The organism is Arachnia propionica, assembly GCF_003859805.1.
Taxonomy (GTDB): Bacteria; Actinomycetota; Actinomycetes; order Propionibacteriales; family Propionibacteriaceae; genus Arachnia; species Arachnia propionica_C.
In genome coordinates, this window is the sequence record NZ_RQZG01000016.1 from 74,832 (window position 1) to 87,829 (window position 12,998).

General features: G+C 66.6%; 12 protein-coding genes. 7 read left to right on the forward strand and 5 right to left on the reverse strand.

Annotated features, from left to right (window positions below; translation table 11 throughout):
* The 4 genes from EII34_RS12645 (at position 1) to EII34_RS12660 (ending at position 2,621) form a co-directional block, all read left to right on the forward strand.
* Positions 1 to 525 (forward strand): hypothetical protein, encoded by a 525-nt coding sequence (locus EII34_RS12645; protein WP_124845532.1) that lies wholly within the window; start codon positions 1 to 3, stop codon positions 523 to 525.
* Complete coding sequence (locus tag EII34_RS12650; protein ID WP_124845533.1) at positions 518 to 1,069, forward strand: hypothetical protein; 552 nt, start codon at positions 518 to 520, stop codon at positions 1,067 to 1,069. Before EII34_RS12645 ends, EII34_RS12650 begins: the two co-directional genes overlap by 8 nt.
* Before the next feature lie 148 nt (positions 1,070 to 1,217).
* Complete coding sequence (locus EII34_RS12655) at positions 1,218 to 1,661, forward strand: hypothetical protein (protein WP_124845534.1); 444 nt, start codon at positions 1,218 to 1,220, stop codon at positions 1,659 to 1,661.
* Positions 1,662 to 1,685: 24 nt separating this feature from the next.
* On the forward strand, positions 1,686 to 2,621 hold the full coding sequence (locus tag EII34_RS12660; RefSeq protein WP_124845535.1) for a hypothetical protein: 936 nt from the start codon (positions 1,686 to 1,688) through the stop codon (positions 2,619 to 2,621).
* Between the two features lie 584 nt (positions 2,622 to 3,205).
* On the opposite strand, the gene EII34_RS12665 is transcribed toward EII34_RS12660, so the two are convergent.
* Positions 3,206 to 5,974, reverse strand: coding sequence for a YhgE/Pip domain-containing protein (locus EII34_RS12665; RefSeq protein WP_124845536.1), 2,769 nt, complete (start codon positions 5,972 to 5,974; stop codon positions 3,206 to 3,208).
* Positions 5,971 to 8,631: an MMPL family transporter gene (locus tag EII34_RS12670; protein ID WP_260425151.1), complete on the reverse strand. Its 2,661-nt coding sequence runs from the start codon at positions 8,629 to 8,631 to the stop codon at positions 5,971 to 5,973. Before EII34_RS12670 ends, EII34_RS12665 begins: the two co-directional genes overlap by 4 nt.
* A 94-nt stretch (positions 8,632 to 8,725) precedes the next feature.
* Between EII34_RS12670 and EII34_RS12675 the strand changes: the two genes are divergently transcribed.
* The 3 genes from EII34_RS12675 to EII34_RS12685 are packed head-to-tail and all read left to right on the forward strand — an operon-like array spanning position 8,726 to position 10,352.
* The gene (locus tag EII34_RS12675; protein ID WP_185711332.1) at positions 8,726 to 9,322 is read left to right on the forward strand and encodes a TetR/AcrR family transcriptional regulator; all 597 of its coding nucleotides are present in this window, start codon (positions 8,726 to 8,728) and stop codon (positions 9,320 to 9,322) included.
* A gap of 31 nt (positions 9,323 to 9,353) precedes the next feature.
* On the forward strand, positions 9,354 to 9,956 hold the full coding sequence (locus tag EII34_RS12680) for an MBL fold metallo-hydrolase (RefSeq protein WP_124845539.1): 603 nt from the start codon (positions 9,354 to 9,356) through the stop codon (positions 9,954 to 9,956).
* 42 nt (positions 9,957 to 9,998) lie between these two features.
* Positions 9,999 to 10,352 carry a hypothetical protein gene (locus EII34_RS12685; protein ID WP_124845540.1) on the forward strand — a complete coding sequence of 118 codons (354 nt, stop codon included), beginning with the start codon at positions 9,999 to 10,001 and terminating at the stop codon, positions 10,350 to 10,352.
* 3 nt (positions 10,353 to 10,355) lie between these two features.
* On the opposite strand, the gene EII34_RS12690 is transcribed toward EII34_RS12685, so the two are convergent.
* From EII34_RS12690 to EII34_RS12700, 3 genes are all read right to left on the reverse strand, one after another.
* Positions 10,356 to 11,528, reverse strand: coding sequence for a hypothetical protein (locus tag EII34_RS12690; RefSeq protein ID WP_124845541.1), 1,173 nt, complete (start codon positions 11,526 to 11,528; stop codon positions 10,356 to 10,358).
* A gap of 238 nt (positions 11,529 to 11,766) precedes the next feature.
* Positions 11,767 to 12,216 (reverse strand): MFS transporter, encoded by a 450-nt coding sequence (locus tag EII34_RS12695; RefSeq protein WP_185711333.1) that lies wholly within the window; start codon positions 12,214 to 12,216, stop codon positions 11,767 to 11,769.
* Positions 12,213 to 12,905: an MFS transporter gene (locus tag EII34_RS12700; RefSeq protein WP_124845543.1), complete on the reverse strand. Its 693-nt coding sequence runs from the start codon at positions 12,903 to 12,905 to the stop codon at positions 12,213 to 12,215. Before EII34_RS12700 ends, EII34_RS12695 begins: the two co-directional genes overlap by 4 nt.
* Between the last annotated feature and the right edge of the window lie 93 nt (positions 12,906 to 12,998).

Consider the following 12,998-nt stretch of genomic DNA (forward strand, 5'->3'; position numbering starts at 1 on the left):
ATGACGAGAACCCCTGACCTGCTGGCTTTGCTGCACTCATACCAAGACGCCATCAACGCGACCCCAGCAAGTGCACTGCTGGAGCAAACACAATCCCTTCTCGCAGACGCCAACACAGTCACCGATGGCCTCCTTCTGGCAGGGGAGCTTCCCACTGAAGAACTCAAGCAACTGGCCCCCACTCTGGTGAACCTGTCCTGCCAGGAAGAGCACCATGAACTGACGTTCTCCCTGCTTGCCCGCCTTCCCTTTGACGCCGGGGCGGAGATCATCGTACCCGAGGTATTTCGGCTGCTACGCAAACCATCCAGTGACTACTGGACAGTGTGGATGCTGGCCCGCTTGCTTCACCACTTGGGCTACCACAACGCATTGCGTCACATCGTCACAGCGACAGAAGAAACCCCTGACGAGGACTGGCAGATGGTGGGCACGTGGATCACCTCCGACCTCCTTGCCAACAACAGCTCAGAGTCTGCCGAAACCCCTCGGGCAACAACCGAACAGGACTGCACCATTGAATGACACAAACGGAGACCGCGAATTCCCAAACCCCTTGGAACATGCGAACGACAAGGGGATTGCTTTGTCGGGTGAAGCACATCGACTGCTCAGAGGACATGCAGGCGATGACAAGCCGGGAGGATTGACGCTGGTGTTGATGCACCTCACCGCCGACAGCGATGCCGAGGGGGTGATTGAGCGAGCTCGCGAGGTGATGTTGCGCCTGGCTCATCTGCCGCCGTCGGCGTTCGCCGATTTGAGCGCAGCCGACAATGTGCCGTCGTGGTTCACGCAAGCATTTGCCCCCGAACCCGCTGAGGGAGTGATCGACCTGCAGGATGAGCGATGGCCGATGTCTGGCTGGCTGTACTGGATGGATCCCGACCAACGTCCGTGGAGGTGGTGGGATACGGCAATCCAGGACCCGAACCACGCAACGGTGAGATTTGGGATCTCCGATTGGCCTCCCCCAGTTGGGGCCTTGGAGTGGCTCCTCACAGCCTGCGGCGCAACCAGCGTTGAATACTCAGAGACAGAAGACACTCACCCCAGGAAACAGAGTTGACCATGAACGACCAACGGCTTGGAGAGACTCTCTCAGCACGCGATGAACAACACCACGCAAGCATGAACAACTTCCTTGGTTCAGCCTTCTCCTGATATCTCTCGTGGTAGGGTGTCACCACTCGTCTGTGATGGATTGGAAACCTGCCATGAGCATTCTGCTGGTGTACTTCACTGCCCCCGACGATTCCGCCGCTGCCGAGGTCATCAACTGGCTGGGTGGCCCCGATGTCGGCTCACAGGATGGCTCCGTAGACCCCTACCCCAGCGCCCTGACCGAGTTCGACGAGAGCGCGCAGCTCACCTGGATCGCCACGATGGAAGCGGACCCGACCGGAACCGTCCCCGAGGCAGAGCTCGGGAAGACCATTGCCTTGAAGGGCCAGGGAGAGATCGTGGTCCACCGGTTGTCCCAAGCAGCCAGGGACGCCTTGGCCCTGCTGGACTCCGACCCTGAGGCCTCGGAGGCTGCCTGGGCCCTGTCAGAGCTCGGAGACCTGGATGAGGTGGTGGAGGATGCCCCAGCCCTGATCAGGCTGGCTGTCGAGGCCCAGCGCCAAGGACGCTCCCTCTACTGCTGGCTCAGCATCTGACCCCTCAGTGCCCTCCCGCCCGACATGGCGACGACTCACCAGCAGCCTGACCCGCCAGGAGAACTGGCGCTGCACCAGCTGAGAACAGCAAGCCCCATCGACCTGTCAGCCGACCTCGAACAGCTGCTGCAGAACCGGGACGAAGCAGCAGCCCACGCTGCCGCCCAACGGATCGAGGGTGCCGTGTGTCCCGCACGGGAGCTGTACGAGGCCGCCGAAGCAGTGACCCAATACGTGACCTCCAAACTCGCTACGGGAGTGTTCCCTGTGGCGGCCCTGGACCTTCTGGTCGAGATCGCCCACGGTGAACCAGCACCGGTGGAGCAGATCGAACAAAACCACGGGATAGCGCTTCGGTGCGCGGGGCTGATCCGAGAGGTGCTGCCGACACTGTATGCGTCGGCAGAGACGAGTGACGACGAGTCCTTGCTTCAAGGAGTGATTGATCTCGCGATCCGTCTTGAACCAGCGCCCCGAATGCGTCGAAAACTGCTGGACGAATTTGATCAAGGGGCGCATGGCGTGTATCTGCAGCGAGCTCTGAAGGACTTGGAGAAGCACCTCGATTCACCAACACTGCAGCCTGAAGCCCTACCGGGAACAGCGGATAGTTTCGCCCAGTTGCTGCAGGGAACCTCTGGCTGGAATTTTTGCAACGTATTCGGGATCGACCTAGGTGGGAAGTACGGTCAGTTGGGGTTGGCCATGCAGGTCAAGCGAGATGGAGTCATTGCCAGGCTCCGGGTGGTCTGCGAAGGCGTCGACGAGATGTTGCTTCGGGGAAGGCTGAGGTTGGTTGACGGGAGTTTGGAAATGTCCGAAAACGCTGGACACTGGTGGCTGGAACTCCAGCAGGGGGATCTTCAGTTGCGAGTTCGGTGCACCTCGATCCGGATGATTGATCCGTGGACCGAGACCAAGGAGGTCGCGACGAAGTCTGATGAGGGAAAAGTTTCGTGATCGAGTTCGACAACCGCGGAAGAGCCCAGTCCTTGCGTTGGGAAGGAGTCACCTGCCGCTACTTGATCCTTGAGCCATGGCCGGGAGGCGTGAAGGCACTCCTGTCCTCCACACTCAATGGAGAGTTGCGAACACACACGGGAGAATTGGTCACGGAGATGAGGCGCCTCTCCCTTTCGCTCAGCGGGATTCATGACATGGTCATGGAAGGCGCGCTTGGACTCCCAATGGGTGAGCTCGAGGTCCAAATGGAACCGGCGGGGTCGAGAGTGGCGGTCACGCTCGAAGGACCCGGGCAACAGATCAGCATGACCGCAGACAAGGCCTGGGCCACGTGGTCAATGATGTGACCCCAAGATGACGCCTCCCGGGCTCCATGGTCCAAGGGCGTTGTTCATCACGGGCTGAGCCCGCCTCTCCATCCCCTGCTCACATTGGACCGCGAGCGCCAGCGAACAGTCCGTGTCGAGACCTGGTGACGGTGTACAGGAACTTGTCCCCAGGTCTCGACACGGGTTCCCTCGCTCCGCATCGGGACCCCGGTGTGAGCAACGGAAAAGGACATGAACAACGCCCTGAGCTCGTCAGCTCGCCTCAGCCACCCGCGCACGGAACTGCTCTGCGGTCAGGCGACGACGGGCCGCGATGCCTGCGTAGGAGCAGGCGAGCGCGATCACCCCGAACAGCAGGGCGCCACCGGCCAGGAGCACCAGCCCGGAACCGTGGGCCAGCCAGGTCCGCACCAACAGCAGCGCGTTGTGCAGCGGCGAGAACGCGGCCACCTGGGCCACCCAGCCGGGCACCGTCGAGGTCAGGCCCAGCCCCACCGTCGCGACCAGCAACAGCACCGCGAGCCCCCGCCCGATGGTGCCGAACCAGGCCGTCAAGGCGTGGTTGATGAGCACGAAGGACACCCCGAACACGGCCAGCAGCCCCATCGCGACCACCGTCCGGGGCAGCGAGAGGTTGAGCGCCACCCCGGCGATGGCCCCGATGAGGACTCCCTGCCCGGCCCCGATCAGCCCCGGCAGCCCGACGGTGCGCAACCACAGCCATACCGAGGAACGGGAATCGGTGACCACATCGGAGGGCACCGGGGCCGCAAAGGCGTAGGTCAGCAGCGCCCCCAGCCACAGCGTCGCGACGGCGAGCAGCGCCGCGATGGGCACCATCGCCGGGGCCCCCACCTCGTTGCTGCGCTCCACCGGGGAGGCGACGGTCCTGGACAGGGTCTCGATGTCCTCAGCCGAGTAGTGCGGCAGCTTGTCCCTGGCCGCCCCCAGTTCGTCGTGGAGCGTGCTGACCCCGGAGGACACGGCGGTGGCCCCGTCGCTCAACTGGATGAGCCCCTGCCGGAGCGTGGTCATCCCCTCGGCGGCCTGCCCGACCCCACCCACGTACCGCTCGGCCCCGGCCGCCAACTGGTCGGCCCCGCTCGCCACCTGGTCGGCTCCGTTCGCCAGCTTCCCGGCCCCCTGCGAGAGCTGTCCCGCCCCGTCGGCCAGCTGCCCCGCACCATCAGCCAGAGCCCCGGCCCCGTCGGCGACGGCGTTCGCCCCGTCGCTGAGCTGCCCGGAGGCATCCGCCAGTTTCCTGGTGCCCTCCGGCAACGCACCGACCTGCTCCCCCAGGCTGCGGGTGCCCTCCAGCAGTGCGGTGGCTCCCTCCCCCAGCGCCGGACCGTTCTCCTTCAGTGGGGCGGCCCTCGTTGCCAACTCATCGGCCCCGGACCGCAGCCTCTTGACCCCGTCGACGAGCTGCCCCACCTTCTCCCCGACGGTGGTGGGAAGCTGCTGCAGCAGGTCGAGCGGATCCGTGCCCTCCGGCAGGTTGCCTTTGGCCAGATCACGGATCGAGATGACGGGTTTCGCGATCCTGAGCGCCATCCGGGAGAACGCCCGTGCCGACTCCAACGGGGTCATCCCGGTGCGCTGGTCCGTGGTGTGGAGCTTCTCCCGCACCACCGCCGCGCCGTGCTGGACACCCTTCGCCATCCCGTCGATGACACCCTGGGCGTAGACCTTGCCCAGCTGCTCGCACAGCTCAGGATCATCGACGGGACACCGCCACTCGGCGATGATCCGCCGGGCCAGTTCCTCGACCTCCGGGGAGGCAGGGGCGGTGCCCTCGGCCAGGGCGTCGATGGTGGTCTCCACCCCGGTGAGAGCCTTGTCAAAGGACTTCGCAGCGGCCTCCAACTCCTCCTGGGTGATGCTGGCGGGGTCCCGGTCCGGGAAGTACACCTGCAGCGCGGTGCGGGCCTCCTTCAGGGCCGGCACCAGCTCGTCCATGGAGGACTGAAGTCGGGCCAGGGTCTCGGGATCGAGGCTGCCCTGCAGTGCGTCGTCGAGGCTCACCAGACCGTCACGCAGCGCGCCGACCCCGTCGACGACGGCCCCCGTGCCCGCCGTGTAGTCAGGAACCGCACCGAGCACCTGCTCGGACCCCTCCACCAGGGTGTTCACCCCCTCGACCAGTTTCGGGGCCTGGGCGTTGAGCTGCTGGATGCCCTGGTCGAACTGGTTCGCCCCCGAGGCCAGCGCGGTGGACCCATCCGCCAGGTCCCCGGCCCCACCCGCCAGACCGCCCGCCCCGTCGGAGAGTTCCTTCGCTCCCTTCGCCAAGGTGCCGGTCCCGTCGGCCACCTGCGATGCCCCATCGGCCAGGCCGTCTGCTCCCTCGGTCAGCTCACCGCCCTTGTCCACCAAGGTGTTCAGGCCGGTCTCCAACTGCTCCGAGCCGGTGACGGCCTGACCTGCCCCATCGGCCAGGCCCTTGCCTCCCTCATCCAGCCGCGACACCCCGTCCACCAGTTGGGTGAACTGCTTCCCAACGGTGTTGAAACCGACGTAGACGTTCCCCAGGTAGCCCTCGGTGAGGGTGGCGTTGATGGTGTTCGTGGCCAGCCCTGCGATCTCCCGCGCCAGGTCCGCATCGGTGACGGGAGCGTTGGCCGAGACGTCCACCTGCACCGTCGCCTGCTTCGCGGCATCGGCGTCGTTGTCCTTGAAGGATGTGGCCGCAGCGGAGAACTGCGCGGGTATCGTCACGACAGCGGCGTAGCGGCCCTCCGCCAACCCCGCCCGGGCGTCGGCCTCATCAGCGAGGGTCCAGGTGATGTTCTCCCCCGTGCGGGCCACCATCTCCGCGGCCAGCTGCCGCCCGAGCGGCACGATCTGCCCGTCGATGGTGACGGCCTCGTCCAGGTTGACCACCGCCGCCTGAACGTGGGGCCGGTTCCCGCCCTGACTGACACCGAGCAGCATGGCGACGGCGACCAGGGGCACCAGGGCGAGGACCACGATGGCCTGCCAGCTCAGGCGATGTCCGGGATGCATGCTCTCGGGTCTCATTGATGGCTCCTGTCGAAATGGGGGGTGGTGGCGAGGATGCCGTCGGGGTCGAAGGGCTCGAGGACGGCCTCGGTGCTGGCGCAGAGCACCAGGGCAGCCGAGGCGTCACGTCGGGTACGGTCGATCAACTCGGTCAGCAGGCGGTGCTCGTGCGCGGTGCTGAGGCATTCCACCGAGTCGATGAAGGCCACGGAACCGGCGGGGACCGTGATGCGGTCGAGTGCGGCTGCGATGTCGCGTTCGTGGGCCAGGTCCACGTAGCGGGTGCGGCGCTGCACCGCGGCCTCCGCACCCGGCAGCAGCTGTCCGGCCACCCGGGCGCGGCCCCCGGTCGCGCCGAGTCGTCCGGTCAGGGCCAGGGCGGTGCCGGTGCGCGAGGAGACGGGACCGGTCAGGCCCACGACGTTGCCGGGGCTGAGCGCCAGGCTCAGCGGCGGCACCACGTCCTCGACGGTCACACCGTCGGCGTGGAGCACGTGATCGGTGCCGGGCCACTGGGCCAGTTCCAGTTCCCGGGAGAGCACCTCACCCTCGACGTCGAAGGTGGGCAAGAGTCGGTCCAGCCAGCGGGGCAGCCACCAGGCGCGCTCCCCCAGCAGGGCCAGCACGGCGGGAACGAAGGTCATCCGCACCAGGAAGGCGTCGATGGCCACCCCGACGGCCAGGGCGAAGGCGATCTGCTTGATCGAGAGCATTCCCCCGGGCACGAAGAAGGCGAACACGGCGAACATGATGAGGGCGGCGGCAACGACGACGGGACCGGAGGCCACGTAACCGTCGCGGATGGCCTGGAGTGGGGCCTTGCCGTGGACGTACTCCTCACGGACACGGCTGACGAGGAACACCTCGTAGTCCATGGCCAGGCCGAACAGGATGCCCATGAGCAGGATCGGCAGGAAGGAGATCACCGGCATGCCGCGCTCCACGTTGACGAGCTCCTTGAACCAGCCGTCGTTGAACACCAGCGCGGTGGCCCCGAAGGCCCCGCCCACCGACAGCAGGAACCCGACGGTGGCCTTGACCGGCACCCACACGGAGCGGAACACCGCCGCCAGCAGCACCAGGGAGAGCCCGACCACGAGGATCCCGAACGGCAGCAGGGCGCGGGCCAGGCGGTCCGAGACGTCGATCTGGAGGGCGGTCACGCCGGTGACGGCGGTCTCCACGTCGTGGATGCGCAGCCAGTCGTCGTGCCGGTCGCGGATCCGCTGCACCAGCTCGGCGGTGGCGGGGTCGTCGGGGGCGGTGGTGGGGATCACCTGGATCAGTCCCACCTCGGCGTTCTGATTGGGGGTGGCCAGCGGCACGGCGGCCACACCGTCGATGGTGAGGATGTCCTGCTCGAGCGCATCGACCACGCCGAGTGGGTCGGTGCTGCCGATGATGTCGGCGGTCACCACGAGCGGACCGTTGCGTCCCACCCCGAAGTGCTCACTGACCAGGTCGTAGGTGATGCGGTCGGGGGCGTCGACGCTGTGCTGCCCGGAGTCCGGCAGCGCGGTGTGGAGTCGCAGTCCCGGCAGGGTGAGGGCCCCCAGGCCGACGACCACGGCGAGGATCACCACGACGGGGCGTCGGGTCACCACCCCGACCCACCACCGGTAGGGGCGACGTCCGGGAGCCGCGTGCTCCGGGCGTCGACGACGGGGGCGCAACCGCTCACCCATCAGCCCCATGAGGGCGGGCAGCATGGTCAGTGCGATGATCACGGCGAACACCACGGCGACGGCGGCGAAGGCCCCCATGACGGTGAGGAAGGGGATGCCGGAGACGCCGAGGCCGAGCAGCGCGATGAACACGGTGAGCCCGGCGAAGACCACGGCCGAGCCGGCGGTGCCGACCGCTCGCCCCGTCGATTCCTCCGCGTCCATGCCCCGGGCCAGCTGGTCGCGGTGTCGGGAGAGGATGAACAGGGCGTAGTCGATGCCGACGGCGAGTCCGAGCATGAGGGCGAGCATCGGGGTGGTGGAGTTGATGGGGGCGAGGCGGGCCACCAGCAGCAGGAGCGCCATGGTCAGGGCCACCCCGGCCACGGCCGTGACGACGGGGAGACCGGCGGCGACCAGGGAGCCCAGCACCACGGTCAGCACCACCAGCGCGACGATCAGCCCGATGCCCTCGACGGGGCTGATCTCCGGGAGGTCCACGTTGAAGGCCTGACCGCCCATGTCGACGGTGGCACCGTCGGGCAGGTCGGGGCGCACCGCGTCGGCGATGGCGACGAGTTCCTCGTGCTGCTTCGGGGTGGGCATGCCCTTCACGTCGACGAGGAAGTTGACGATGGCGGCGCGACCGTCGTCGGAGACCATTCCGGTGAGCATCTCGTTCCAGGGTGAGGTGGCCTGCTCCACGAAGTCCACCTGCTCGAGCCTGGCCACGGTGTCCTCGATGACCGGACGGAAGTCCTCCACCCGTTGTCCCTCGGCGGCGACGAAGACGACCGTGCCCTGGGTCATCGCCCCCTGCGGAAAGGTCATCCTGAGTTTGTCGATGGCCACCTGGGAGGAGGAGCCGGGAATCTTGAAGACGTCCTCGAACTGGCCACGGAAGACAGCGGCCAGACCGCCGATGACCAGGACGACGGCCAACCAGGCCAGCAGTGTCACCTTGGCGTGGCGGTGGCACCAGCGGCCGAGTGCATGGAGCTGGGCGGACATCGGACCCCATTTCGATACAACAGTGAATGCAATACACCACTGTATGTAGATGCAGTGGTGCATGCAACCGGGCTTTGCTGACTATCATGTCGCCATGACCGAGCTCACCCCGCGTCGCGAGGCCACCGTCGCGCGCCTCATCGAGGCCGCCATCGAGCAGTTCGCGGCACGGGGGATCGATGCGACGAGCGTGGAGCAGATCTGTGAGGCCGCCGGTTTCTCCCGGGGGGCGTTCTACTCGAACTTCGCCTCCAAGGACGACCTGTGCGCGGCGATGATCCATCAGTTCCAGGACCGACTCCTGACCGAGCTCAGCACGATGGTGGCCGAGATCCCCACAAACGCGGAGACCTCCGAGCAGCTCGCCCTGGTGCTCGACAAGATCGCCGCCGTCATCAGTCCCACCCCACAGATGACGCTGACCCTGTTGGAGATCCGGCTCCGCGCACACCGCAACCCGGAGTTGTACCAACGCCTCGTCGAGGCCGATGAGCGCACCCTCCCCCAGCAGATCGCCTTCATCGAGCACCTCATCAGTTCCCTGGGGATCGAACTGATCCTCCCGACGGACCAGGTGCTGCGCATCTTCGAGGCCCTGTTCTTCTACGACGCCCACTGCGACCCGAACGCCGACTCCCGCCAGGTCATGGCCCCCCTCGCCCTCGCCCTGGTCAGACAACCCGAGCCCTGACCACCACCGTCACGAGCGGCACAATGGGGACATGTCCATCACCCACCTGGTCACCCACGCCCCCGACCAGCCTGAATTCACCAACAACGTCTGGCTGGTCGGCGACAACTCCCGGATGATCGTCATCGACCCCGCCCACGACCCCACCACCATCGCCGAGGCCATCGCCGGACGTGAGGTGACCGCCATCCTGCTCACCCACGGCCACTGGGACCACATCACCGCCGCACCCGAATTCGCCCGACTGGTCGGCCAACCACCGATCCACCTGAACCCCGCCGACGGCTTCCTGTGGTCCGAGGTCCACGGCGACGCCCCGTTCCAGCCCCTTCGCGACGGTGACCGGTTCACCGTCGCCGACGTGACCCTCCGGGCGCTGGCCACCCCCGGACACACCCCGGGATCGACCTGCCTGGCCACCGACGGCGTCGTGTTCACCGGGGACACCCTCTTCGAGGGCGGGCCGGGCGCGACCCGCTGGGAGTACTCCGACTTCTCCGCGATCATCACCTCCATCCGGGAGCGCCTGCTGCCCCTGCCCGACGAGACACTCATCCACACCGGGCACGGCCCCTCCACCAGCGTCGGCGCAGAGAAACCCCATGTGGCCGAATGGATGGCCCGGGGCTGGTGATCTACCGTCATTTCTGTCAGTTCACATCAGTAGAGTTCCGGCATGATCATCTGGAGAGGTTGGGGAATCCTCGGTTTCCCGTGCATCATCGCCGGGCTGGGGGTCGCCTCGTTGCTCTTCCCGGGCAACACGCAGAGCAGAGGCTTCATCGCGGTGGGGTTCCTGCTCGGCGGTTTTCTGTGTTTCCTGCTGGGGTGGTGGCTGAACCAGGTCCGGCCCACCGCGAAGCTGGTGGAACTGGGCAGACAGGTCGGCCCCGAGCAGGCCGAGCTTCACGCCAAGCAGTTGCGCAATCAGCACACCTTGTTCTTCATCCCTCTCCAGTACCTGGGGATCCTGGCCGCAGTCGGCGGCCTGGTGAACCTGGTGATGTGGTTGTTCCAGGGTGCCGGCTGAGACTCACCAGCTGATGTCCAGTTCCGCGATGACCTTCAGGTCTGTGTCGGAGGGTCTGGAGATGACCCAGCGCGTCGGCATCGCCCCGTCGTGCCGTCGCACCAGATGGGGCAACCGTGCCATGAGGTGTTCGAACCACACGATGTGCAGCCGCGTGTCGGAGACGTGGAAGCCCACCCGGTCCACGCGCGGGATGCTGGTGCTCTCCAGGTCGCAGGAGACCGCCGCCCAGGTGAAGAACTGGTCGTCCTTCGTCGCCACCTCGAAACTGGCGATGTGGTCCACCACATCGGGGTCGAATTCCTGAAGGTGCAACCGGCATCCCTCGTGGGCGTTGCGTTCTGCGCGGAGTTTCAGCATCGCCAGCCGACGCTGGAGTCTCGGCTCGGTCGGTGGCAGGTACTCCCGCCACCGACCGTCGACCAGCAGGTGCGGCACCGGATGGATGGCCTCGCGGTCGTCGACGAGGGGCTCCAGGTCGTCGAGCAGGGCATCCCATCCGGGTGAGACGGAGTTGATGAGCAGCAGGTCCTTGCGCAGGGCCGGGATCACCAGCCAGGGAGTGTTGGTCCGGCGCTGGTAGTGCTCCAGGGCGTCGGCCAGCACCTCGGTGTGGGCGAACCACGACACCTGGTAGGCGTGGGGGCTGACGAAGGCCACGACGTCGGGGCCGTACGGCAGGTCGTCCACCAGGGGTGGCTGGGACAGGTTCACCAGGTTCATGCATGCCCGTTGCCGGAGCCTGGCCACGTTCTCGGGACTGCGGTCCTCGGGAAGCTCACTGCTGCTGAGGAGCCGGATCTGGTTGGGGGTGTCGATGGCCAGCCCCATGCCGATGAACTCGGTGATCCGGTCCCACATCGGGGTCTGGAACCGTCCCCTCGGCATGAAGTAGTGGACACCGCGCACCACCGGGACCGCCTGCTCCACATCGGGGTCACTGATCTCCTCCTGCCCCACCCAGTCCGCGAGCAGTTTCTCGATCCGATCCAGCCACTGCTGATGTCCCTCATCGGGCTTCCGGTCGAACAGGGCGAAGGCCATCCCGGCATCCATCGCCCCGTGGAACTTGATGTAGACCATCCCGGCCCGGGTGAACTCCTCGGGCTGTTCCAGGGGTACCTCCGCCACCACCGGGTAGCGACGAAGCAGCTCGCGGATGTCCTCGATCCTCATGTCTCCAATGTATGCCTCGCCGGGATCTCGCCCCCCGCCCTCATCGCCCGTCCTCAGCCCCCATCCTCAGCCCCCGTCCTCACCCCCATCCTCAGCACCCGTCCTCTCCCCCCATCCTCTCCACACCTTCTCCACCGCTCCACCTCCCCGCGCCCTCCCCAGCGGGCACGAATCGCCGTCCTGCTTTTGTGGCAGCGTTGACATCCGGGTCTCGCACAAGCAACCTGCGAGTTGGTGCTCAGGCGGTGGGGCGTCGAATGCCCCACGCCGCGACGGCGATCAGCCCGGCAGCGACGATCAGGGACAGGAGGCGGAAGTCCACGTGGGCCACAAGCACGGCACCGAGGATCATCGAGCCCAGGGCGGGCGCAGCCTGAGCGGTCTGCATCGCGGCCTGGGCCCGCCCCATGACCGCCTGATCAACCCGTTCCTGCACGAGGACGCCAAGAGAGGTCAGCATCACTCCGAGGGACGCCCCGGCTGCGGCGACGAAGAACAGGGTCACCACGACGACCTTCGTGCCGAGCGTGATGCCCACCACCATCACCCCGGCGGTGAGCAACCCCATGAGGAGGGAGCGCAGAGCTCCGAGGCGTCTGATGACCTCGGGGGCCAGCAGCGAGCCGAGGATCATCCCGCTCCCCTGGGCGGCCAGGACCACTCCGGCGAACCCGGGTGGGCGTCTCAACGCGTCGATCGGCGTACAGGGAGCCGTCGACGAGCCCGATCACACCGTAGGCCAGGATGAGGGTGACCAGCGCAATCCGCAGCTGCCCGTCCGCCCACAACAGCTGCAATCCGGCCCACCGCCCGGGCACACCCGCACCGTCGTGACGCGGGATGTCGACCAGGACGAGCAGCAGGGCTCCGACAAGGAGCAGAAGGGACGTGACCCCGATGAGCCAGCGTGACCCCCAGGACAGCGGTTCCGGTCACGGGGCCGACGATCAGCACGGTGCCGTTGACCACCTGCAGCACTGAGACGGCTCGCGGGGTCTCCTCAGGGGTCGTGATCGCCTTGAGGGCACCCGGTGACGCCGTGTGTGCGAGCACTCCCAAGGTGCCGTACACCACCACACCGAACACCGGCAGTGGCCAGTACTGCTCGTCGTGCTGCACCACCCACAGCAGCGCCAGGGCGGCCACGGTTCCGAGATCGGCGCCGAGCAGCGCAGTCCTGCGGGGAAGCCGGTCCAGGGATTCACCCAGGAAGATACCGAGCAGCCGGGGCGTGGTGGCGGCTGCCGTGCACAGTCCTGCCAGGGTGCTGGAGTCGGTGAGCAGCTTGGCCCAGACCCCAAGCGCCAGCAGCATCATGGAACCGGCCAGTGCGGCGAGTGCCTGGCTGGTGAGGAAGAGCCGTACCGGGGCGCACATGAGGAGGGTTATTCAGGTGGCTTGAAAATAGCATCATGAAACACGTCGCAATTTAAACACAAAGGGGCAGCTCATTCCGATAGGATAAATCTT